24 protein-coding genes are annotated in these 21,257 nt (G+C 45.5%); 15 read left to right on the top strand and 9 right to left on the bottom strand.

Annotated elements, in window-relative coordinates; all coding sequences use genetic code 11:
- Positions 1–196: 196 nt before the first annotated feature.
- Positions 197–1,066 carry a polysaccharide deacetylase family protein gene (locus Q9R36_RS03675; RefSeq protein ID WP_306010333.1) on the top strand — a complete coding sequence of 290 codons (870 nt, stop codon included), beginning with the start codon at positions 197–199 and terminating at the stop codon, positions 1,064–1,066.
- 38 nt (positions 1,067–1,104) lie between these two features.
- Here Q9R36_RS03675 and Q9R36_RS03670 read toward each other — a convergent pair whose 3' ends face one another.
- Positions 1,105–1,434, bottom strand: a complete 330-nt coding sequence (locus Q9R36_RS03670; RefSeq protein WP_311224550.1) for a hypothetical protein — start codon at positions 1,432–1,434, stop codon at positions 1,105–1,107.
- Positions 1,435–1,492: 58 nt separating this feature from the next.
- A complete protein-coding gene (locus Q9R36_RS03665; RefSeq protein WP_101550705.1) occupies positions 1,493–1,927 on the bottom strand; it encodes a DUF1885 family protein in 435 nt (144 codons plus the stop codon).
- A 251-nt stretch (positions 1,928–2,178) separates the two neighbouring features.
- Here Q9R36_RS03665 and Q9R36_RS03660 point away from each other — a divergent pair, with 251 nt between their 5' ends.
- Positions 2,179–2,301, top strand: a complete 123-nt coding sequence (locus Q9R36_RS03660; RefSeq protein WP_083783061.1) for a GapA-binding peptide SR1P — start codon at positions 2,179–2,181, stop codon at positions 2,299–2,301.
- A 302-nt stretch (positions 2,302–2,603) separates the two neighbouring features.
- Here the strand turns inward: Q9R36_RS03660 and Q9R36_RS03655 are convergent, their stop codons facing one another.
- The gene (locus Q9R36_RS03655) at positions 2,604–4,073 is read right to left on the bottom strand and encodes an aminotransferase class I/II-fold pyridoxal phosphate-dependent enzyme (RefSeq protein WP_224950165.1); all 1,470 of its coding nucleotides are present in this window, start codon (positions 4,071–4,073) and stop codon (positions 2,604–2,606) included.
- A 284-nt stretch (positions 4,074–4,357) separates the two neighbouring features.
- Between Q9R36_RS03655 and Q9R36_RS03650 the strand changes: the two genes are divergently transcribed.
- Positions 4,358–5,317, top strand: a complete 960-nt coding sequence (locus Q9R36_RS03650; protein ID WP_311224549.1) for an NAD(P)H-dependent flavin oxidoreductase — start codon at positions 4,358–4,360, stop codon at positions 5,315–5,317.
- Between the two features lie 68 nt (positions 5,318–5,385).
- A complete protein-coding gene (locus tag Q9R36_RS03645; protein WP_009791105.1) occupies positions 5,386–5,658 on the top strand; it encodes a UPF0223 family protein in 273 nt (90 codons plus the stop codon).
- Positions 5,659–5,719: 61 nt separating this feature from the next.
- Here the strand turns inward: Q9R36_RS03645 and Q9R36_RS03640 are convergent, their stop codons facing one another.
- Positions 5,720–6,340, bottom strand: coding sequence for a YktB family protein (locus Q9R36_RS03640; RefSeq protein ID WP_311224548.1), 621 nt, complete (start codon positions 6,338–6,340; stop codon positions 5,720–5,722).
- Positions 6,341–6,532: 192 nt separating this feature from the next.
- On the opposite strand from Q9R36_RS03640, the gene Q9R36_RS03635 reads away from it, so the two are divergent.
- The 3 genes from Q9R36_RS03635 to Q9R36_RS03625 all read left to right on the top strand — a co-directional run bounded on the left by Q9R36_RS03635 (position 6,533) and on the right by Q9R36_RS03625 (position 8,280).
- On the top strand, positions 6,533–6,727 hold the full coding sequence (locus Q9R36_RS03635) for a hypothetical protein (RefSeq protein ID WP_009791107.1): 195 nt from the start codon (positions 6,533–6,535) through the stop codon (positions 6,725–6,727).
- Between the two features lie 295 nt (positions 6,728–7,022).
- Entirely contained in the window at positions 7,023–7,823 is an 801-nt protein-coding gene (locus Q9R36_RS03630) for an inositol monophosphatase family protein (protein WP_009791108.1), read from the top strand.
- Positions 7,810–8,280 carry a GNAT family N-acetyltransferase gene (locus Q9R36_RS03625; RefSeq protein ID WP_253616615.1) on the top strand — a complete coding sequence of 157 codons (471 nt, stop codon included), beginning with the start codon at positions 7,810–7,812 and terminating at the stop codon, positions 8,278–8,280. The genes Q9R36_RS03630 and Q9R36_RS03625 overlap by 14 nt, the downstream gene beginning before the upstream one ends.
- A 64-nt stretch (positions 8,281–8,344) precedes the next feature.
- Here the strand turns inward: Q9R36_RS03625 and Q9R36_RS03620 are convergent, their stop codons facing one another.
- Positions 8,345–8,530, bottom strand: coding sequence for a YlaF family protein (locus Q9R36_RS03620; RefSeq protein WP_009791110.1), 186 nt, complete (start codon positions 8,528–8,530; stop codon positions 8,345–8,347).
- A 264-nt stretch (positions 8,531–8,794) separates the two neighbouring features.
- Here Q9R36_RS03620 and typA point away from each other — a divergent pair, with 264 nt between their 5' ends.
- From typA to Q9R36_RS03605, 3 genes are read left to right on the top strand one after another with little or no spacing between them, the layout of a single operon-like run.
- Positions 8,795–10,633 carry a translational GTPase TypA gene (gene typA, locus Q9R36_RS03615; RefSeq protein ID WP_009791111.1) on the top strand — a complete coding sequence of 613 codons (1,839 nt, stop codon included), beginning with the start codon at positions 8,795–8,797 and terminating at the stop codon, positions 10,631–10,633.
- A gap of 24 nt (positions 10,634–10,657) precedes the next feature.
- On the top strand, positions 10,658–10,966 hold the full coding sequence (locus Q9R36_RS03610) for a YlaH-like family protein (RefSeq protein WP_009791112.1): 309 nt from the start codon (positions 10,658–10,660) through the stop codon (positions 10,964–10,966).
- Between the two features lie 24 nt (positions 10,967–10,990).
- Positions 10,991–11,278 carry a hypothetical protein gene (locus tag Q9R36_RS03605; protein ID WP_094768896.1) on the top strand — a complete coding sequence of 96 codons (288 nt, stop codon included), beginning with the start codon at positions 10,991–10,993 and terminating at the stop codon, positions 11,276–11,278.
- A gap of 19 nt (positions 11,279–11,297) precedes the next feature.
- Here the strand turns inward: Q9R36_RS03605 and Q9R36_RS03600 are convergent, their stop codons facing one another.
- Complete coding sequence (locus Q9R36_RS03600) at positions 11,298–11,741, bottom strand: hypothetical protein (protein ID WP_101550699.1); 444 nt, start codon at positions 11,739–11,741, stop codon at positions 11,298–11,300.
- Positions 11,735–11,935 (bottom strand): YlaI family protein, encoded by a 201-nt coding sequence (locus Q9R36_RS03595; protein ID WP_009791115.1) that lies wholly within the window; start codon positions 11,933–11,935, stop codon positions 11,735–11,737. Before Q9R36_RS03595 ends, Q9R36_RS03600 begins: the two co-directional genes overlap by 7 nt.
- Before the next feature lie 260 nt (positions 11,936–12,195).
- On the opposite strand from Q9R36_RS03595, the gene Q9R36_RS03590 reads away from it, so the two are divergent.
- Entirely contained in the window at positions 12,196–12,651 is a 456-nt protein-coding gene (locus tag Q9R36_RS03590; RefSeq protein WP_009791117.1) for a pyridoxamine 5'-phosphate oxidase family protein, read from the top strand.
- A gap of 39 nt (positions 12,652–12,690) precedes the next feature.
- Here Q9R36_RS03590 and Q9R36_RS03585 read toward each other — a convergent pair whose 3' ends face one another.
- Complete coding sequence (locus tag Q9R36_RS03585; protein WP_022543679.1) at positions 12,691–13,278, bottom strand: YhcN/YlaJ family sporulation lipoprotein; 588 nt, start codon at positions 13,276–13,278, stop codon at positions 12,691–12,693.
- A gap of 257 nt (positions 13,279–13,535) precedes the next feature.
- Here Q9R36_RS03585 and Q9R36_RS03580 point away from each other — a divergent pair, with 257 nt between their 5' ends.
- Complete coding sequence (locus Q9R36_RS03580) at positions 13,536–14,864, top strand: PhoH family protein (RefSeq protein ID WP_009791119.1); 1,329 nt, start codon at positions 13,536–13,538, stop codon at positions 14,862–14,864.
- Positions 14,865–15,094: 230 nt separating this feature from the next.
- Here the strand turns inward: Q9R36_RS03580 and Q9R36_RS03575 are convergent, their stop codons facing one another.
- Positions 15,095–15,592, bottom strand: coding sequence for a molybdopterin-binding protein (locus Q9R36_RS03575; RefSeq protein ID WP_101550697.1), 498 nt, complete (start codon positions 15,590–15,592; stop codon positions 15,095–15,097).
- Positions 15,593–15,802: 210 nt separating this feature from the next.
- Here Q9R36_RS03575 and Q9R36_RS03570 point away from each other — a divergent pair, with 210 nt between their 5' ends.
- The 3 genes from Q9R36_RS03570 (at position 15,803) to pyc (ending at position 21,184) form a co-directional block, all read left to right on the top strand.
- Positions 15,803–16,084, top strand: coding sequence for an Fpa/YlaN family protein (locus Q9R36_RS03570; RefSeq protein ID WP_094768883.1), 282 nt, complete (start codon positions 15,803–15,805; stop codon positions 16,082–16,084).
- Between the two features lie 224 nt (positions 16,085–16,308).
- The gene (locus Q9R36_RS03565) at positions 16,309–17,517 is read left to right on the top strand and encodes an FtsW/RodA/SpoVE family cell cycle protein (protein WP_009791122.1); all 1,209 of its coding nucleotides are present in this window, start codon (positions 16,309–16,311) and stop codon (positions 17,515–17,517) included.
- Positions 17,518–17,743: 226 nt separating this feature from the next.
- Positions 17,744–21,184 carry a pyruvate carboxylase gene (gene pyc / locus Q9R36_RS03560; RefSeq protein ID WP_165352506.1) on the top strand — a complete coding sequence of 1,147 codons (3,441 nt, stop codon included), beginning with the start codon at positions 17,744–17,746 and terminating at the stop codon, positions 21,182–21,184.
- Positions 21,185–21,257: the final 73 nt, after the last annotated feature.

The following is a 21,257-nucleotide window of genomic DNA, read 5'->3' as shown; positions in this document are numbered from 1 at the left end:
TGCTGATGAATGGGCTGCAGTTTTATGTTTAGAAAATAGTATGGTGTGGAAACAGTGGTTTAGGGAAAACAGCAGATAGAAATACTTTACGGATAAAAAGGGGGAGTTATTTCGATTGTCTCTACCAGTTACAAACCATTTTCTATACTAACATTTTATAAGTATAATAAAAAGCATAACGCTTATTGGAGGGGTAATGATGAATAAAAAAACTGCCGCCTTGGTGCTGTCTGCCATGCTGCTTTCTGCGTGCGGTGCAGGCGGAGAAGCAGGCAAAGATAAGGGAGAAGAACCAAAAGATACTGTGGAAACGGCCAAAGAGCAGGGAAGCAGCAATGCAGAAGAAACTGCTGAAAATGAAGAGGCAAGTGATTCAGCTGCAGAGGAGACAGGATCTCAGGAAGAACAGCCGGCTGAAACGGAGGATAAAGAGCCTTTATACCGCATTAATGAAAATAATTGGACTATTGAGCCGCTGGCAGATGCGAACAAAAAAGTGGTCCTCCTTACTATTGACGATGCGCCTGATAAACATGCCGTAGAGATGGCTAAAACATTGCATCAGCTGGGTGTCAGCGCCATATTTTTCGTTAACGGGCATTTTCTGGATACCCCGGAGGAAGAAGAAAAATTGAAAGAGATACATAATCTGGGTTTTCCAATCGGGAACCATACATACAGCCACAGTAATCTAAAGGAAATTACCCCGGCACAGCAAAAGGAAGAGGTATTGAAATTAAATAAACGTGTAGAAGAAATCATCGGGGAAAAGCCTCGATTTTTCAGGGCTCCTTTTGGGATCAATACCGATGCAAGCAGGGAGGCTGCTGCAGCGGAAGGAATGGAGCTCATGAACTGGACATATGGATACGATTGGGAAAAGGACTATCAAAACAAAGAGGCCTTGACGGACATTATGGTCAATTCCCCATATCTGACCGACGGAGCCAATCTGCTTATGCATGACAGAGATTGGACGAATGCAGCGCTGGAGGGGATTGTAAAGGGCCTTCAGGCAAAAGGGTATGAAATTGTGGATCCTGACAGGATCCAAACAGCTTTATAAACCAGAAAAAGAGCGGCATCGAGTGCCGCTCTTTCTTCTTACCTTCTAACATTCCCTTTAAATAATCTAGCTATTATAGTTGTGACTGCGAAAAAGAAAAGAAAATAGCTCAGCTCTGTCAACACGAGGGGCGTAAGCTTGTAATTCGTTTCTTTTTCCAGGGGAGATTCAAATTGTATAACCACCGGATATGCATCCTCCTGCTCTGGCAGATAGCTGGTCTGCTCGGCAAAAGGGAAAGGGCCCCCGAATAGAAGATTCTGTGTTAATGAATCCGGCTTGTCTTCCAGCCTTGCGTCAAAGATGAAAGGGGACACCAGTGCAAAAGCCAGACTGACTATTATGATGATTAGGACTCTTTTCTTCAAGCTGACAACTCCTTAATACCTGAAACTTATTTCAACGAATCTATATTATCATACCTTATTATTTTCGCCCGTTAAAGTACATAATTCTTCCGTTGAACAGCTGCAGTTCAGCCTGGAGTTTCTTAGCTAAAAATTTACAGAATTCATTCGCTTTGCTTTTGTCGCCCATTGCTGCATTTTCCGGCAGGGTAAGCTGTATATAGGATTGGATCCGCTCTGTGCTGTCAGCATCTTGTATCATTTCTGTTCCTACTCCTATCAGTATCGTATTATAACGGTCATCCAAAGATTGCAGCCAAAGCCGTTTTCCGTCTCCTTGTGTATATTCCTTTATTTCATAAGGAAAGGCTGCTTTGCTGTAACCCCAATCAACCTGATCGCCGGTTTTTGCGGTTATAGCTTTATAATATTCCAGTAAATCTTTTACCTCCTGAATTGTAATCGTTTCCTGGCTTGATGTTTTGACCAGTTTTATGTAAGCGCTGCTCGACATGAAGAAACCTCCTTTAAAAACAGAATATTTAGATTTAATTTTACCATTCTTGCGGGATGCTGTAACCTTATAGAAGTTTTTAAAAGGGAATGATCCTTCCTCCCTGGAAAAAAAGAATGAAAAATAAGCGATAACCCGCAAAATGTGTCATACAATTTAGGCTTGATATTTTAATAATGTTATAATATTATAGATTTAGAGTAAAATAAAACGCTTTCAAAACCAAATTCAGCGAAAAGGGGATTGAACAGATGGGCACAATAGTATGTCAGGATTGCAATTCAACAATCGATCACTTTGAAGATGAAAAGGTAACGGTTCTGTATGCGAAATGCAATTGCAGAAAAGGCGGACAAAAAGAGAAAAGCAATTAGAATCAGCATTAAAAATGATTTTATAGAAGAAAGCATGCAAAAATTGCATGCTTTCTTTTTTACTGTATAGGAATTTATAATTAGTAATCCTTGTGGATTATTATCAATTCTTGATCCACGTCCAGCAGCTGCGCCGAGGTCACAAGCCAAACCTCCCAAAAAGGCAAAGAACGCCTTTCGGGGAGGTTCGTCTTGAGGCCCCCCAGGATGGGGGTCATGCAGACGTTGCAGCAGGAAGTGGCGTTTTTAGTCTGCGTTCCTTAAGGGGTGGATCAAGGCGCTTGCGCTTTTGTTCCATATTCTTACCTGATCGCTTTATGCTCTTTAATCACACGCAGGAATTTGAAATCGTAGTCCTCAGGTCCCTGGACAGGCAGTCCTGCCTCCATATTTGTTTTAATATAGACAAGATTATCCTTCGTGATGATTTCCCCTGGAATGAAGATTGGAATTCCTGGAGGGTAGACCATGATGAATTCTGCAATGATGCGCCCTTCAGATTCGTCAAAAGGGACAAGCTCAGTTTCTGCATAAAAAGCATCCCGTGGCGTTAACGAAAGCACCGGTATATTAGGCAGCATCACTTTTGCATCCTTGCGTTCAGTTTCTTGAAGGCCGCCCGCAGATAATTCCCTGAGTGCAGCAAGCAGGGCATCTGCCTCTTGTTTGGTATCTCCTGGAGTAATGATGCAGAGGATATTATATAAATCTGATAGCTCGACCTCGATATTAAACTTCTCGCGGAGCCATTTTTCTACATCATATCCTGTTACATTTAACTCTTTCACAGAGATAATCAATTTGGTCGGATCATAATCATAAGCCGCCTTGGTTTCAAGAATCTCGTCACCGACACAGTAGAGGCGGTCAACCTCATTGATTTCTTTCCTCATATACTGTGCCAGGTCTATTGTCCGCTCAATCAGCTCTTTCCCCTCTGTAGCAAGTCTTCTTCTTGCAACATCAAGAGACGCAAGCAGCAGATAGGAGGTAGAGGTCGTTGTCAGCATGCTTAGGATCGACTGAACGCGCTTAGGGGAAACAAGATTTCCTTTAACATTCAGGATTGAACTTTGCGTCATTGATCCGCCCAGTTTATGGACACTGGTAGCGGCCATATCGGCGCCAGCCTGCATCGCAGACATCGGCAGGTCTTCATGGAAATGAATATGAACACCATGTGCTTCATCCACAAGGACAGGCACCTCATAGGAATGAGCGATCTCAACAATCTCCTTCAGGTTTGCTGATATTCCAAAATAGGTAGGATTGATAACCAGCACACCTTTAGCGTCGGGATGCTGGCTAAGTGCCTTCTCCACTGAATCTGTAGTGATTCCATGTGAAATTCCCAGCTTTTCATCAACCTCCGGGTGAATGAAAATAGGGGTCGCACCTGAGAAGACAATGGCTGACATCACAGATTTATGAACATTTCTTGGTACGATAATTTTGTCCCCAGGCCCGCAGACTGCCATGACCATCGTCATGATCGCTCCGCTGGTTCCCTGAACTGAAAAGAATGTATGATCTGCACCAAATGCTTCTGCAGCCAGGTCCTGCGCCTGTTTGATGATTCCTTTCGGCTGATGGAGATCATCAAGGGGGCCGATGTTAATCAAATCGATTGACAGGGCATTATCTCCGATAAATTCTCGGAACTCCGGATCAATTCCCGCCCCTTTTTTATGTCCGGGTATATGAAATTGAATAGGGTTCTTTTTTGCATGTTCCAGTAAACCGCTGAATAACGGTGTTTCAGATTGTAGCAACTATTCCCACACCTCTTTAATCATTGTCGTTAATATACTTATAAAACAAATGAATTATAGCATTAAAGCATATGGATGCAAAGCGATTCTAGCCGGCATTGGCAGGCAAATTTGCAGAGCGGCTGAATATATCCCTTTTCTGTAGCATTCGATGAAATACTCTTGACTATTCGCCCCTGCGCCCATACAGTGGATTTCCGGTTTCCCGCCTGTTAAAAAAGGAATTTTCAGCTGCTGTCCCGAAGTATTTGAAGGAGAATTGAGAAGGAAAAGGGGAGACAAAGATGAAATGGGAGACTAGAGTAACGGAATTATTGGATATACAGTACCCGATCATTCAAGGAGGCCTCGCGCATCTTGCGTACTCTGAGCTTGCAGGAGCGGTTTCCAATGCAGGCGGACTGGGACAAATAACAGCCATGTCGCTGCCTTCGCCGGAGGAGCTCAAAACGGAAATCAGAAAGGTCAAAACGATAACGGAAAAGCCTTTTGGCGTTAATTTTGCCATCGGGCAGCATGGCAGGCCATTCGAGGGGTTCCTGGAAGCAGCGCTTCAGGAGGGTGTCCCGGTCATTTCTATGACGGGCGGGAATCCGGCCCCGATTTTTGAGATGCTGAAGGGAACTGATGTCAGGAAGCTTGTGCTTGTGGCGGCAAGAAGGCAGGCTGTTAAAGCAGAAGAACTCGGCGCGGATGCTGTGATGGTTGTCGGCCAGGAGGGGGGAGGGCATCTTGGAAGGACAGATACCGGGACAATGGTGCTTGTTCCCCAGGTTTCAGATGCTGTGTCGATTCCAGTGATCGCCTCTGGCGGGATCGGCGACGGCAGGGGCTTGATGGCTGCCTTGAGCCTTGGTGCGGAAGGAATTGAAATGGGCACAAGATTTGTGGCTACAGAAGAGTGTGTGCATGCTTCAAAGCTGTATAAAGAAAGACTGGTCGGGGGATCGGAAAATGACACAATTGTCATTAAACGTTCGCTCGGGGCTCCTGCGAGGGTCATTGCCAACTCATGGGCGGACAGAATATTGGAAATTGAAAAGAATAATGGCAGTTATGAAGAACTGAAGGATTATATAAGCGGGCAGGCAAACAAGCGCTATATCCATGACGGCTCTGAAACTGAAGGATTTGCCTGGGCAGGGCAGGTAATGGGCATGATTAAGGATATTCCTTCAGCTGGCGATCTGGTCAGCAGGATTATTAAAGAAGCAGAAGATATCCGGCGCTCATGGGCAGACTAGGACAAGAATTGCAAAATTTTCTTGGACTGGTTAAAATCAGCTAAGATGCTTGAAGAGGAGTGAAATCTTTGGAATATCAATATCCAATCGACCCGGATTGGTCGACAGAAGAGATTGTAGACGTGATAAAGTTCTTTGAGAGCGTTGAAGCCGCTTATGAAAAAGGGGTCGACAGGGAAATCCTTATGGATTCGTACCGCCGTTTTAAAGAAATTGTACCAGGCAAGGCCCAGGAAAAGACAGTCTGCAGCGAATTTGAAGAAACAAGCGGGTATTCGCCATACCGTTCCGTAAAAGCAGCCAAAGAGGCAAAAGCCGGGGACAAAGTAAAAATGAAGTAAACAAAAGAACCTGCATCGATCTGATGCAGGTTCTTTTGGCAGTTTGGGCGTCTGGACCCGTTTATGCCATTTTGTATAGGGGTAATAGATTTTTAAATACAGAATCAGCTTTCTGCAGGAATTCCTCAGCGCTGAGCTTGATGGCTTCTTCACACGGTATGTTGACACCGCAGAGGATTTCCGCCTTTTTAACGTTTTCGAGGCGGTCGAACATGGCCTCAAGTTCTGACTTATCAAGGGAACTGTGAGAAACGGCGCCAGGCTTTGTGTGATCTCCTGACCATACATAGCTGCCGGGGATGCTGCTGTAAATTTCGCTTAAGTTTTTCTTTAATGCAGCCCCGAATTCCTTTTTATTGGGTGCTTCGTAAATGGTGGCAAACCAAATGAACACATGGCTTTCCCATAATCCGATCTGAAAATGGGGGAGCATTTTATATCCTCTTGGATTAGCCGCAAAGGCAACCCAGGTATCATTTGGCGGATTGATTGTCCTTCTGGCATGCTTGGCAACATGGGGATGCATTTCATCTCCTGTAAGAGCTGATAAGCCCGGCGCAAAATAGCTGCCCAGCTCCTCAAGCTTTGGACGGATATTTTCTTTCAAGCTATCCATTCTTTCTTCTAGTCCATCTATTTTAAAAACATCAAAGTCTGCATTGGAAAAGCCGCTGAATGGCATATGTATAACCTCCTGCTGATTTTGGCAACATTATAGCACAGCGCAGGAAAAAGGGGAAATGAACAGCTTCTGACCTCTTATTTACAGGCAATGGGTATCAGCACAATTTTGTTGCAACTGCTTTGAGGACTTCATATTATAATAAAAAAAGATATCTGAAAATTCAACTAAAACCGGAAGGGGTGCAAGATCATGAAACAATTAATGAATTCTGTAAAGAAAAAAGCCGGTGAAAAGGAAAGAACTGCCGTACTGAGGCTTGAAATGGATTATGAATTGGCGACACTTTTCGAAGCAATGGGCGACAATAATGAGAATGTCAAAAAAAGAACAAAACAAAAGCTCGAAAAGATACGTGAAGAGCTGGTTAGGCTGAAAGCGCTGTGAGAGAAAGGCTCTAGCATTTATTTAAATATATATAAAGGTTCATTAAAAAGGAGAAAAAATGTCAGAATGGTCAGCTGAAAACTTCTATAGAAAATAAAAACGGGCTCCCGGTAACATGGCTGGAGTCCGTTTATTATTTTTTCTGAAGGGAAAAAAGAAGGATATTGCTTAATAGAGTGAGGCGGGGGGACGCTATGCTTGAGAAGTTCCTGCATTTCCGATAATCTTATCATTAATATATGGCCGGGCGCAGGGCGCTGGCAGCTGGAGCCCGGCCTTTACGGAGGAAAGAGAAATGACGAACTGGGACCATATTGATGAAAAAGCAAAAGAATGGGTAAAAGAAGCCGGAAGAAGGATTAAGGATTCTTTCCAAAAAACGCTGACTATTGAAACGAAATCCAACCGGAATGATCTTGTGACTGACATCGACCAGGCGACCGAGCAGTTTTTTATCAGCAAAATCAATGAAACATATCCTGAACACCGCATTTTTGGCGAAGAAGGATTTGGGGACAAAATAGAGGATCTGGATGGAGTTGTCTGGATTATCGACCCAATTGATGGAACAATGAATTTTGTTCATCAGCAAAGGAATTTCGCCATATCGATCGGGATATATGAAGATGGGGTTGGAAAGATCGGCCTTATTTACGATGTGGTCCATGATGAGCTTTATCATGCTTTCCAGGGTAAAGGCGCCTATCTGGACGATATGCAAATACCGAGCCTGAAAGAAGCAAGTGTCCAGGATGCTATCATAGGGCTGAATGCTACCTGGGTCACTGAAAACAAAAGGATCGACCCAAGTCTGCTGGCCCCGCTTGTCAGGGATGTTAGAGGCACCCGTTCATACGGATCTGCTGCTATTGAAATGGCTTATGTTGCAACAGGCCGCATCGATGCATATATATCACTGAGACTGGCCCCGTGGGACTTTGCTGGAGGGAATATCCTTATAACCGAATTGGGAGGCAAAGCGACTACCCTGAAAGGGGAAGATCTGAACCTGTTAGAGCAAAGCTCAGTTTTCATCTGCAAGCCTGGCCTGCATGAAAAGATCCTCAGGGACTATTTGCAAAATGGCAGCTGGTAAGATCACCTCAAGGAGCCTTTCAGCAGGAGACTATGCTTTTTTTCAATATTTGGCTGACCATTCAGGAGAATGGCTTGTGCATGAGACACAGGGGAGGGGCATTGAGGAATACATAGAGGTGTATTCAGAACTTGATGGAGAATGGAGAGTGTGGGAGAAGGATGGTGAAAGGGCGGGTGTTACCTTCCATGTAAGAAGGGCACCTTCTAACCGGAAGCCTTGGCTCGGGACTATCCTTGTTCATCCGGACAGAAGAGGGACAGGCCTTGGCTGCGGGATCCTCTTGACACTAGGGGAAGAATTGGCTGCAGAGAATAAGGCGGTATTTGCCGCTGTTCCAGCAAGTGAATCCGGCTGGCTGGAGTTTCTTTCGAAAAGCGGCTTTGAGCAGTATAAATCCGAAAAAGATGAAGGAGGCAAAGAGCACCTCCTTTTGCTGAAGCCTCTTCAGCCATGAACAGCAACAGACTATAAAAAGAAGCCGGACCCCCAATGGGCCGGCTTCTTCGCTGGTTCTATAGTTATAATAATCCGTTTTCGCGCATTTTCTTCTTGGTTTTAAATCCGAAGCCCATTACAAGCACAAGGGCTGCAATACAGGCAATTACCCCGAATATACTTTTCTCGGCAATCGATATGCCGACACCCATGATGCAGGCTGCTGCTGCCACGGCAAAGAATAATAAAGGCCACTTAATGTTTTTCAAAAAAATCCCCCTCCCTAAAGTTTAACCGGGACCAGGCACCTGAAGATTCACTTAAAATCATAAGCAAGTCCAGAATTGAAGCATGGAAAATGTATATCAAGCCCAGTCTTTAGGTATAGTGTAGATATGTGTTCTTTTCTTTAAAATTTATTTTACACAAAAAACTTTTAGTTTACCACTGTCATTATGGTATAATGTTTTAGTTGTGATTGTTTATAAAGCTTTAAAATAAATTAGCTTAGAATATAGCTAGGAGTGAATTTTTTGAAAATCAGAGAAGATCTTCGCAATATCGCGATTATTGCCCACGTTGACCACGGAAAAACGACACTTGTTGACCAGCTGCTGAAACAGTCAGGAACTTTCCGGACTAATGAGCATGTGGAAGAACGTGCGATGGATTCCAATGACCTTGAAAGAGAGCGCGGAATTACCATCCTGGCTAAAAATACAGCCATCCAGTACAAAGATACAAGAATCAATATCCTTGATACTCCGGGCCACGCTGACTTTGGCGGCGAGGTTGAGCGTATCATGAAAATGGTTGATGGTGTTCTGCTTGTTGTCGACGCATACGAAGGCTGTATGCCGCAGACGCGCTTTGTATTGAAAAAAGCGCTTGAACAGAATCTGACGCCAATTGTTGTTGTTAACAAAATTGACCGTGACTTTGCGCGTCCTGCCGAAGTCATTGACGAAGTCCTTGACCTGTTCATCGAGCTTGATGCCAATGAAGAACAGCTTGAGTTCCCTGTTATTTATGCATCTGCCATCAATGGAACAGCAAGTACAGATCCTGAAAAGCAGGATGAGAACATGCAGTCCCTTTATGATGCGATTGTCGATCATATTCCTGCACCAGTTGACAATAGTGAAGAGCATCTTCAATTCCAGGTTGCCCTTCTTGACTATAACGACTATGTCGGAAGAATCGGGATTGGCCGTGTTTTCCGCGGAACCATGCAGGTCGGCCAGCAGGTTGCACTCATGAAGCTTGATGGAAGTGTAAAACAATTCCGTGTAAGCAAAATTTTTGGCTTCTTCGGGCTGAAGCGCCAGGAAATTCAGGAAGCGAAGGCAGGCGACCTGATTGCCGTTTCCGGAATGGAAGATATCAATGTAGGGGAAACCGTTACACCTGTTGAGCATCAGGAAGCTCTTCCTGTCCTCCGTATCGACGAGCCTACACTGCAGATGACATTCCTGGTCAATAACAGTCCATTTGCAGGAAGAGAAGGCAAGTTCGTTACATCGCGTAAAATTGAAGAAAGGCTTCGTGCCCAGCTTCAGACAGATGTAAGTCTTCGCGTTGAGAACACAGAGTCACCTGATGCTTGGGTTGTGTCAGGACGCGGTGAGCTTCACCTTTCCATCCTGATTGAAAATATGAGACGTGAAGGCTATGAGCTTCAAGTGTCAAAGCCGGAGGTCATTGTAAAAGTAATCGACGGCGTAAGATGTGAGCCTGTTGAGCGCGTGCAGATCGATGTTCCTGAGGAGCATACTGGTTCAATCATGGAATCAATCGGTGCCCGAAAAGGCGAAATGCTTGATATGATTAATAACGGCAGCGGCCAGGTCCGCCTGATCTTTAACGTTCCTGCTCGCGGCCTGATCGGATATACAACTGAATTCCTGACGCTTACCCGCGGATATGGAATCATCAACCATTCCTTTGACAGCTATCAGCCAATGGCACAGGGCCAGGTTGGCGGAAGGCGCCAGGGTGTTCTTGTGTCCATGGAAAGCGGAAAAGCTTCTACTTATGGAATCATGCAGGTTGAAGACAGAGGAATCATCTTCCTGGAAGCCGGAACAGAAATCTATGAAGGCATGATTGTTGGAGAACATACTCGTGAGAATGACATCACCGTCAATATCACAAAAGTAAAACAGGCTACCAATATACGTTCTGCCAATAAAGACCAGACGGCTACTATGAAAAAGCCGCGCATCATGACGCTTGAAGAAGCGCTTGAGTACCTAAATGATGATGAGTATTGCGAAGTGACTCCGGAATCCATCCGCCTGCGCAAGAAAATCCTGGATAAGAACGAACGTGAACGGATCGCTAAAAAGAAGAAATACGCAGAAACGAACTAAAGACTTAAAAAGGAGGAGAGCAATATGATTGCTGAACGCCTGTCTTTTTTCGCCGCGTTATATAAAGTGGACGAGAATCCTGAATTAGGAATGTGGATGCTCTATATAACCATCATTCTTTTATGTGTAGTCGTATTCAAGCTCGGATTTGCCAAAAAGCTCCCGCTGGCAAAGTCGGCTGTCATTTATTTGTTTTTAATCCTGGGCTGCACGGTCCTGACCTTTTTGGGAGTCTTTCTCCCAATTGGGGAGGGCCTGGTGGTTGCCGCCCTTATCCTGATCATCTATAAAATCAGGCTGCACCAGCAGAAAAAACAGGAAGCAGGCATGTAGCAGCCGGGGAGGCAGGTCGTTATGATGAAATCTCTGCAGGATTCAATCTATAATTGGCTTACAATCAAGGTTGTTTGCGATGCACGGCCGGAGGATACTGCAGCTGCAGAAACGGAAGAAATGTTCAAAGCTATTCTGACTGAGGACTTAAAGCTTTCAGAGATTGAGGCTGTTAAAGAAGCGGATTTTTATACTGTCTTTTTTACAGATGAAAATGAAAGAAGAAGCTTCCGTTTTCCGGCTGAGCTGATCGATGTCATGCTGGACCAAATCAATGAAGAGCCGGAGAAATATCCGAACTTCCCATTATAAGAAAAACCCGCTTCCCCCATCAGGGCAAGCGGGTTTTTCTGATTCCCAGCCAAAAGAAGCTGGCGAGGACTATGCTGTAGAGAATATGGCCTGCTGTCCACAAACCGAATGCCATCATATCACCCGGGAGCGGTACCTGCCGCTCTGCCAGAAGGGAGAGTGGAAAATAGAGCAGGAGGGCAGGAAAAGTGATGGCAAACGACCATAAAAAGCATCCCCGCAGTGTCAGCCATTTTCCGGCCTGCAGAATAAGCAGCAGGCAAAAGCTTAACAGCAGCGAAAATAGGAGATGGAAAAAGAATTCAGATGCCTCGCTCCAGCGAATATCCCCCAGCACGGGAATAAAATCGATATTCAGAAGCAGCACATACACTTTCTTGCCGGTCAATGTTTCAGCGGCCTTCAGGAATAATCCCAAAAAAAAGCCTGCTCCAGCCCCGGAGGCAAGGGCGGTTTTTACCATTCCTCTTCTTCCGTGCGGCTCCGGTAAAGCTTAAAGTTGCCTGTGGCGGCCCTTTGGTTGGTTTTTTCCGTTATTCTTTCTTCGCACGGCTTGCACATATACGTATGGATTGGCCGGTTACGCAGGCGTTTTGCCTGAAATGATTCATTTTCAATCGATTCTATCTTATCGCAAAGCACACATTTTACTCTCATAATGACACCCCGATTTATTAATGTAGTTGAATGATCAGAAGTCTGAAGCAGCACTGGTCCTCGCGGCCGGCCCTCTGCCTATTTTTCAGCCGAAGGGACAGCCCGTCAGAAAAGCTGCTTATCTATATTGCTTATTTATATTATAGTACAGTTTGGCAAGAGTTTCGAATTAGATTGCACCGGGGGCAGAGCATCTGGGAACGGGTTCTTGAAAGTTGGGGAAAGTCATACTATTATAGGACTAAGAGGAGGGGAAAGTAATGGCAAATCAAGTTGAGCCGAGGCTGATCAAGCCCTTATTCGATGAGCTTCAGCAGGAGCGGTTTGTTACTCTCGCAACAGTGGACCATGAAACAGGCGGGCCGAACGTGAATGCTATATCATGGGTCCTGGCAAAGGATGAAGAAACAATCTGCTTTGCTATTGACAGCAGATCGAGGATTATTGAAAATATTAAACATAACAGGCATGTAGTCATCAATATCATTGCCAACGAATCTACATACTCCATCCAGGGAGAAGCGGCAGTGAAGCTGGAAAAAATGGAATCTGTCCCCCTCAAGCTGGCACTTGCAGAACTGAAGATCAGTGAGGTAAGGGATGTTATGTTTTATGGATCTAAAATGACAGCTGATCCCCAATATGACAAAACATATGATAAAAAAGCAGCAGAAAGGCTCGATCAGCAGGTGATGGAGGCCATGAAAAAAGCTTAGTCGCGGGACTAAGCTTTTTTTGTGCTGATTCATATAACTTTAATCTTTATGGTAATTCGATTGCTTTTGCTGCTTATCCTCCAGCTCAGAACGTTCTGATGAATTGAGCTTGTTTTTTGGCTCCTCGGTCGCATCCTTCGGCTGGGGCTCAGTGATGTCCCCGGGAACTTCAGGCATAATCCTTCCCGTGATATCTGCGAGTTCATTCAGTATGCCCTGGATGGGACGCCCGTTTTGTATATCCTGGCCGACTTCCCGGATCCTCGCATTCAAGTCGGGGTCTGCTACTACAAGCGCCCTTGCCCCATGAGGGTCGTTGCGCAGGCTTTCTGTAACAGAATATTTAATGGAGCCCACTTCAGATCTGTCTATATCTTTATCCACATCAATCCCTACAATGGCATATCCTGCGAAAACCACAGCCGCCGCATCTTTGACATTTGGCACCCTTTCTGCCAGATCTACAAGATGCCTTGAGATTTCCTGTTCTGATTCCCTGCTGTTATTCGTTATGGTGCTGTTCTTAACATTCACCAGATTCCGGCTGCCGTCATCTGCTGATTGGCTGTTCGCAGCACAGCCTGCCAGCATTGAAACAGCGGCTATATAACCAAGCCATCTCTTCAATTTAAGCACCTCCAATTATTCTTATTCCGGATGTTTTCCAGATGCTGAAAAGCTACATGCCCGGGAAAGTTCTTCGTAAGGATTATTCTGCAAAAATTCGTCTATCTTTATGCAGGAAAACATATAGTTTACCAAGGCTTGTTTCTTAAAGCTTATGATTGCTTCTTCAAGCCAGGCAAAATGCAGGCTCCGGACAGCGAAATATAAGCCTTAGAAGAAACATTCATTTTGACCTACAAGGAGCAGGAGGCATCATATTGACGAAAATATATGTATTGGATACCAATGTCCTGCTGCAGGACCCGCATTCTATCTTTTCTTTTGAAGACAATGAAGTAGTCATTCCGGCAGTTGTCCTGGAAGAGGTTGACTCTAAGAAACGATATATGGACGAGGTTGGGAGAAATGCAAGGCAGGTTTCGAGGCTGATTGATAATCTGAGGGAAACCGGCAAGCTGCATGAAAGGATTCAGCTTGAAAATGGCGGGGGACTCAGAATTGAGCTGAATCACCGGTCTTTTCATGAATTGCAGGAGATATTCATTGAAAAAACAAATGACAACCGGATCCTTGCAGTCGCAAAGAATCTTTCACTGGAAGAAGAGACTAAGGAAAACGGCCGCCCGGTCATACTTGTCAGCAAAGATGCATTAGTGAGGGTGAAGGCGGATGCAATCGGGCTTCAGACAGAAGATTTTCTGAGTGACAGGGTGGTTGAAAATGACCATATTTATACGGGATTTCTTGAGGTGTATGTAAGCGTCGATCTTTTGGGGAGATTTTATGAAAAAGGGGAGGTGCCGCTTGCTGATATAGCCAATCACCCTTTTTATCCCAACCAATTCATCATTATGAAAGATGCACTGGGCTCTTCTTCTTCTGCGATAGGCATAGTAGACCAGGCGGGAAAGAAAGCCAGAAAGCTTGTGTTTGACGGGGACCATATCTGGGGGATCCGCCCTCGCAATGTACAGCAGACAATGGCCGCAGAGCTCCTTCTCCGTAAAGATGTGCCGCTTGTGACGCTGGTTGGGAAAGCGGGGACAGGGAAGACACTGCTCGCACTGGCAGCAGGCCTGATGCAGACTGAGGATTTCGGAGAATACAAAAAGCTGCTGGTGGCCAGGCCGATCGTTCCTGTAGGCAAGGATATCGGCTATCTCCCGGGGGAGAAAGAAGAAAAATTAAGGCCATGGATGCAGCCGATTTACGATAATCTGGAATATCTTTTTAATGCCAAGAAACCGGGCGAGCTTGATGCCATCCTTGCAGGGATGGGGTCGATCGAGGTCGAGGCGCTCACATATATAAGGGGAAGAAGCGTGCCGGATCAGTATATCATCATTGATGAAGCCCAAAACCTTACCAAGCACGAAGTAAAGACTATCCTTACCCGGGTGGGAGAAGGAAGCAAGATTGTCCTGATGGGAGATCCGGAACAGATCGACCATCCGTATCTTGATGCCTTCAATAATGGACTTACCTATGTAGTGGAAAGATTTAAGGACCAAAAGATTTCAGGCCATACTAAGCTTATTAAAGGGGAAAGGTCAGGTCTGGCACAGCTGGCAGCTGATCTTTTATAAGAGGTATATATGGCGGGCTGGAGCCGGATATAGCATTTTCAATTTCATGTCATCCGTATGGCGCACGAAAAAGGGGAACTTGAGCCGCTGTATCAGTAAGAGAGGGAACAGCGGCCTTTTATGGAACTTACTCCTGTAATACAAAAGCTGATTACGCCCTGTAGAATATTAATCTTATGCCCATAATTAAAGAGGGCGGAGCATCCCGGCTCCCCCCTCCTGCATGATAATCAGCGAACGATGAACTGCTTTATATGCCTGATCGGATTATCCTTATTGCTTCCGTCTCCGTAATAGACGTGCACCGGGCCGTCCTCTTTCAGCGGCTTGCCGTTCAGAGAGTAGCCGAGGATCAGATCTTCAGCGGTTTCCAGCGGCATTTCCACCTCGCCGTCACCGGCAGAGATGACAAAGGAAGAGGCATCTTCAGCAGGTTCGGCATTTTTAAGGAAAGGCTTTAAGGGAATGCCGAAAGTCCCGTTAAGCACTTTTTCTTTCTCGAATTTTTTTTCGGTCTTTAATGTCGGAGGATGGACAGCACCCTCCATGATTTCTCTGTCCCAGTGCTTTGAAACTGATTTTGTATACTCTTCGAGCTCATCCTTTTTGATGATATCAGCGTGAAAGAATTCGTTCAGGTCTACCCTTCGGTCATCAAAAATCCATACACCGGGATCAAGTGTGATCTCAAATTTCACTTTCCCTTTTATCATTATGATATTGTCCATAACTAGCTACCTCCTGTATGTACCTTCTTAAATTATACCTATTTTTGTCTGTGAAAGATACTATGGGACCCTCACACTGGAAGCCCCTCCTGGCGGGGTGCTGGTATTTATCCCCGCATGTGCAGCTTTCCCCTTATATGTCTTGCATTTTTGCCTTCTTAAGTATAAAATTTATAGATAGATAATCGCTCGGAAACGGGGGGATCCATGTTGGCGTCAGAACTGATAGTCGATCATCAAGAAAAAGCCAATGCCTTGCTTAAGGCGGACGCTGATAAAATATTAAAGCTTATTAAAGTGCAGATGGATAATCTGACAATGCCCCAGTGCCCTTTGTATGAGGAAGTGCTTGATACGCAGATGTTCGGTTTATCCCGTGAAATAGATTTTGCCGTCCGGCTCGGGCTCATCGAGGAAAAGACAGGCAAAGCCATCCTGGGAGAGCTTGAAAAAGAACTCTCCATCCTGCATGAAGCTTCATTAAGAAAATAAATGTAAAAAACTCAAACTTTCTTTTAACACAAGGGTTTGAGTTTTTTTGTACATGCTATGGTAAAGAAAAAGAAGTGCAGCATAATTTTAAATAGTATGACATAATTCTGATGTTTGATGAATTAATATGTTACATTAAAATTAACATTTCTTTACTTCAATGCAGGAATCTCCTTTCTATAGTAGAATAGGTAATACAACGCAGAAGATGAGGAAGAGGTTGGATGTTCAAAAAAATATTAAAATCATACGATTACACATTGATTGCTGTCGTCGTTATGCTGGCATTATTCGGTCTCATTATGATTTACAGTGCAAGTATGGTAACAGCCGTGCAAAGGTATGGCTTCGAAAGCGACCATTTCTATCAAAGACAGAAGATCTATCTGCTCGGGGCCGCCTTAGTATTTATTTTCACAGCACTCTTTCCCTATAAGGCGCTGATCAGCAATAAGATCCTTGTTCCGATGGTTTTCGGTTCACTGATCGGCCTTGGCGCTTTGTTTATATTCGGCCATGTGGCAGGGAATGCGCAAAGCTGGTTTAAACTCGGGCCATTGAGCCTCCAGCCTTCAGAATTTGTAAAGATTTTTGTTATTATTTATCTATCAGCCGTTTATGCAAAGAAACAGAGCTATATCGACCAGTTTAATAAAGGGGTTGTCCCACCCCTGGTATACTTGATCCTTGTCTGCATGCTTGTGGCTGTACAGCCGGATTTCGGGACAGCGGCAATCATTTTCCTGATATCGGCCACAATCATCCTGAGTTCCGGCATGAGCTATAAAAACATCTTAAAGCTGTGTCTGATTGCCTTTATCATTGCCCTCCCGTTTATCCTGATTATGAATGACAAGCTCTTCTCCGATGTGCAAATGGCCAGGATCCAGGTTCTTCAGGATCCCTTTGCAGATGCCCAGAATGACGGGTATCATCTTGTCAACTCTTTCCTGGCTCTCGGAGCAGGCGGTGTAAAAGGGCTCGGCCTCGGGCAGAGCGTGCAGAAGCTTGGCTATCTGCCAGAACCGCACACAGATTTCATCATGGCTGTCATAGCAGAGGAGCTGGGGGCATTCGGTGTTTGTTTCGTTCTGCTCTCACTTGGGTATATCGTTCTGAGGGGCCTGTACATAGGGATGAAATGCAAGGATCCTTTTGGAAGCCTGCTTGCCATCGGCATTGCTGGGATGATCGGCATCCAGTCATTCATCAACCTCGGAGGGATTTCAGGCGTGATACCTCTGACAGGGGTCCCGCTTCCATTTGTGAGCTACGGCGGATCTTCACTTCTGCAGCTTTCAATTGCGATGGGGATTCTTGTAAACGTATCAATGTTTGTAAACTATGAATCTAAATATAAAAATAGAGCCAGCGAAAAACAGGCAGAACAAAACCAGAAAGTTTCCGGGGGAGCCTATTTTTATAAAAAATAAGCGCAGGGGACGTGTTTTTTCCTTGCGTTTTTTTACACATTCACTCTTAATACAGGAACGCTTTAAAGCTGCAGGCATTTAAATCAGGGCTGCAGGCTTTGGCCGCTTTGCTGCAGAATCTCTGCTGCAAAGCGGCCGAAGTCTTTACATATAGCAATACAAATTAGCCAAGCCTTTCTGCAAGTTCCGGAAAGGCATCTAAAAGACTATGGATGGGGTGGAATTTGTGAGCAGACAAATTAATAAGGTACTGGTTGCCAATAGAGGAGAAATCGCAATCCGGGTTTTTCGGGCATGCACTGAGCTGAATATCCGGACCGTGGCTGTTTATTCTAAGGAAGATTCAGGCTCCTACCACCGGTATAAAGCAGATGAGGCTTACCTCGTCGGAGAAGGCAAAAAGCCGATTGATGCCTATCTGGATATAGAGGGGATCATCGGGATTGCGAAGGCAAGAAATGTTGACGCCATTCATCCCGGCTATGGTTTTTTGTCAGAAAATATTGAATTCGCTAAAAGATGTGAAGAGGAAGGCATCATTTTTATTGGACCAACTTCCCGGCACCTGGATATGTTCGGGGACAAAGTAAAGGCAAAAGATCAGGCGATGCGTGCGGAAATCCCTGTCATTCCGGGGAGCGACGGGCCGGTTAAAAGCCTGGAAGAAGTGATTTTATTCGGGAAGGACCATGGTTTCCCGATCATCATCAAAGCCTCCCTTGGCGGCGGAGGCAGAGGGATGAGGATTGTCAGAAGCCTTGATGATGTGAAAGAGGCATACGAAAGGGCGAAATCAGAAGCGAAGGCTGCTTTCGGGAATGATGAGGTTTATGTTGAAAAATTCATCGAAAACCCTAAGCATATCGAAGTTCAGATCATCGGTGACAAAAGCGGGAACATCGTCCACCTGTTTGAAAGGGACTGCTCAGTGCAGCGGCGCCATCAAAAAGTGGTCGAGGTTGCACCGTGCGTCTCTCTCTCTGAAGAATTCCGCGGGAGAATCTGTGATGCTGCTGTAAGGCTGATGAAAAATGTCGACTATGTGAATGCCGGAACAGTGGAATTCCTTACCTCCGGGGATGAGTTTTTCTTCATTGAGGTAAATCCCCGCGTACAGGTTGAGCATACGATCACTGAAATGGTGACAGGGGTGGATATTGTCCAGACGCAGATCCTTGTCGCAGAAGGATTTGATCTCCATAGCCGGGAAGTGGGGATCCCTGCACAGGAGGATATAAAGATCAATGGCTATGCGATCCAGTCCCGGGTTACCACTGAGGATCCTCTGAACAATTTTATGCCTGATACGGGGAAGCTCATGACCTACCGATCCGGTGGCGGTTTCGGGGTGAGGCTCGATGCAGGCAATGGCTTCCAGGGGGCTGTTATAACCCCATATTATGATTCGCTGCTCGTCAAACTGTCCACATGGGCACTAACCTTTGAGCAGGCTGCTTCAAAAATGGTGAGGAACCTGCAGGAATTCAGGATCCGCGGAATCAAGACAAATATTCCTTTCCTTGAAAATGTCGTCAAGCACGAGAAGTTCATTACAGGGGAATATGATACATCTTTCATCGACAAATCGCCTGAGCTGTTTTTATTCCCTAAACGAAAAGACCGCGGCACAAAGATGCTTGCCTATATCGGCAATGTAACAGTCAACGGCTTCCCGGGGGTAGAGAAAAAGAAGCGGCCGGTTTTCGAGAAGCCGAGGATTCCGAAGCTCCGCTATAACCAGGAATACCAGGACGGGACAAAGCAGATCCTGGACAGCCAGGGTCCGGAAGGTCTGGTGAAATGGATCAAGGAGCAGGATAAGGTCCTATTGACTGACACCACCTTCCGTGATGCCCATCAGTCCCTGCTGGCCACGCGCGTACGTACGACTGACATCGCGCATATTGCAGAACCGACAGCAAAGCTTCTGCCGGAAATGTTCTCTTATGAAATGTGGGGAGGGGCAACCTTTGATGTTGCATACCGTTTCTTAAAAGAGGATCCTTGGGAAAGGCTTCTCAAGCTAAGGGAAAAAATGCCGAATGTCCTTTTCCAGATGCTTTTGAGGGCTTCCAATGCTGTAGGCTATAAAAACTATCCTGATAATGTGATCAGGGAGTTTGTTCAAAAGTCTGCTTATGCAGGCATCGATGTTTTCCGTATATTTGATAGCCTGAACTGGGTCAAAGGGATGGAAGTGGCGATAGAGGCTGTGCGTGATACCGGCAAAATAGCAGAAGCAGCCATCTGCTACACCGGCGACATTTCGGACAGCGCGAGGACCAAGTATAATCTGGAATATTACAAATCAATGGCAAAGGAGCTTGAAAACCAGGGAGCGCATATTCTGGCCATTAAAGATATGGCGGGGCTGCTCAAGCCGAAATCAGCGTATGAACTGATTTCAGAGCTGAAAGAAACAGTTGATATTCCAATCCATCTTCACATGCATGATACGAGCGGGAACGGCGTCATGACCTACAGCAAGGCTATCGAGGCCGGTGTGGACATTGTGGATGTTGCACTAAGCACGATGGCCGGCCTGACTTCACAGCCAAGCGCAAGCTCCCTGTATTATGCCCTTTCAGGAGAGGAACGCCAGCCTGAAGTGAATGTTGAAGCACTGGAGCAGCTGTCCCACTATTGGGAAGATGTCCGGAAATACTACCAGGATTTTGAGTCCGGAATGAAGTCTCCACATACGGAGATCTATAAGCATGAGATGCCTGGAGGGCAGTACAGCAACCTGCAGCAGCAGGCAAAAGCGGTAGGCCTTGGGGAAAAATGGGACCTGGTCAAGGAAATGTATTCCCGGGTCAACCACATGTTCGGCGATATCATAAAAGTCACTCCTTCATCAAAGGTTGTCGGCGATATGGCTCTGTATATGGTCCAAAATGAATTGACAGAAGAAGATGTCATCACACGCGGACACTCGCTCGACTTCCCTGATTCTGTAGTTGAACTGTTTGAAGGGTCTCTCGGCCAGCCTTATGGCGGCTTCCCGAAAGAGCTTCAGGAAGTTATATTAAAGGGTAAAGAACCAATCACTGTAAGGCCGGGAGAGCTTCTGGAGGACGTGGATTTCGATAAGCTTAAGGAGAAGCTTTTCCACGAGCTCGGAAGGCCGGTGACAAGCTTTGAAGCGATTGCCTATGCACTCTATCCGAAAGTATTCATGGAATACTGCAGCACTGTCGAGCAGTTTGGCGATGTTTCCGTTCTGGATACGCCGACCTACCTGTACGGCCTGAGGCTGGGAGAAGAAATAGAAGTGGAAATTGAAACTGGAAAAACGCTGATTGTAAAGCTTGTTTCCATCGGACAGCCGCAAGCGGACGGCACCAGGATCGTTTACTTTGAATTGAACGGGCAGCCCCGCGAGGTTTCCATCAAGGATGAAAGCATTAAAATTGCTGCATCTGCAAAGATGAAGGCTGATCCTAAAAATGAGAAGCATATAGCAGCATCCATGCCAGGTACAGTTATTAAGGTTATTGTTGAAAAAGGGGAAAAGGTCGAAAAGGGCGATCATCTGATGATCACGGAAGCGATGAAGATGGAAACGACCGTCCAGGCCCCTTATTCCGGTACGGTCGGTGAAATCCATGTTGCAAATGGGGAAGCCATCCAGACTGGAGACCTTTTGATCGAGCTTTCAAAATAGAGGAAATCAGGGCCGAAAGAAAAAATATAGCAAAAGAGGATGGGCAGCCGGTGAGCTGCCCATCCTCTTTTTT

Source organism: Bacillus sp. AG4(2022) (assembly GCF_031844465.1).
Classification (GTDB): domain Bacteria; phylum Bacillota; class Bacilli; order Bacillales; family Cytobacillaceae; genus Bacillus_AB; species Bacillus_AB infantis.
Note: the sequence above shows the minus strand (reverse complement) of the source record. Positions and strands in the feature narration are given on the sequence as shown.

Excerpts from the sequence above, each read along its gene's own strand:
- Q9R36_RS03625 (WP_253616615.1), top strand. The coding sequence starts at position 7,810 with ATGGCAGCTGGTAAGATCACCTCAAGGAGCCTTTCAGCAGGAGACTAT.
- Q9R36_RS03565 (WP_009791122.1), top strand. The coding sequence starts at position 16,309 with ATGTTCAAAAAAATATTAAAATCATACGATTACACATTGATTGCTGTC.
- Q9R36_RS03675 (WP_306010333.1), top strand. The coding sequence starts at position 197 with ATGATGAATAAAAAAACTGCCGCCTTGGTGCTGTCTGCCATGCTGCTT.
- Q9R36_RS03630 (WP_009791108.1), top strand. The coding sequence starts at position 7,023 with ATGACGAACTGGGACCATATTGATGAAAAAGCAAAAGAATGGGTAAAA.
- Q9R36_RS03600 (WP_101550699.1), bottom strand. The coding sequence starts at position 11,741 with ATGGTAAAAACCGCCCTTGCCTCCGGGGCTGGAGCAGGCTTTTTTTTG.
- Q9R36_RS03590 (WP_009791117.1), top strand. The coding sequence starts at position 12,196 with ATGGCAAATCAAGTTGAGCCGAGGCTGATCAAGCCCTTATTCGATGAG.
- Q9R36_RS03640 (WP_311224548.1), bottom strand. The coding sequence starts at position 6,340 with ATGCCATTCAGCGGCTTTTCCAATGCAGACTTTGATGTTTTTAAAATA.
- Q9R36_RS03665 (WP_101550705.1), bottom strand. The coding sequence starts at position 1,927 with ATGTCGAGCAGCGCTTACATAAAACTGGTCAAAACATCAAGCCAGGAA.
- Q9R36_RS03635 (WP_009791107.1), top strand. The coding sequence starts at position 6,533 with ATGAAACAATTAATGAATTCTGTAAAGAAAAAAGCCGGTGAAAAGGAA.
- Q9R36_RS03575 (WP_101550697.1), bottom strand. The coding sequence starts at position 15,592 with ATGGACAATATCATAATGATAAAAGGGAAAGTGAAATTTGAGATCACA.
- Q9R36_RS03610 (WP_009791112.1), top strand. The coding sequence starts at position 10,658 with ATGATTGCTGAACGCCTGTCTTTTTTCGCCGCGTTATATAAAGTGGAC.
- Q9R36_RS03595 (WP_009791115.1), bottom strand. The coding sequence starts at position 11,935 with ATGAGAGTAAAATGTGTGCTTTGCGATAAGATAGAATCGATTGAAAAT.
- Q9R36_RS03605 (WP_094768896.1), top strand. The coding sequence starts at position 10,991 with ATGAAATCTCTGCAGGATTCAATCTATAATTGGCTTACAATCAAGGTT.
- Q9R36_RS03660 (WP_083783061.1), top strand. The coding sequence starts at position 2,179 with ATGGGCACAATAGTATGTCAGGATTGCAATTCAACAATCGATCACTTT.
- Q9R36_RS03650 (WP_311224549.1), top strand. The coding sequence starts at position 4,358 with ATGAAATGGGAGACTAGAGTAACGGAATTATTGGATATACAGTACCCG.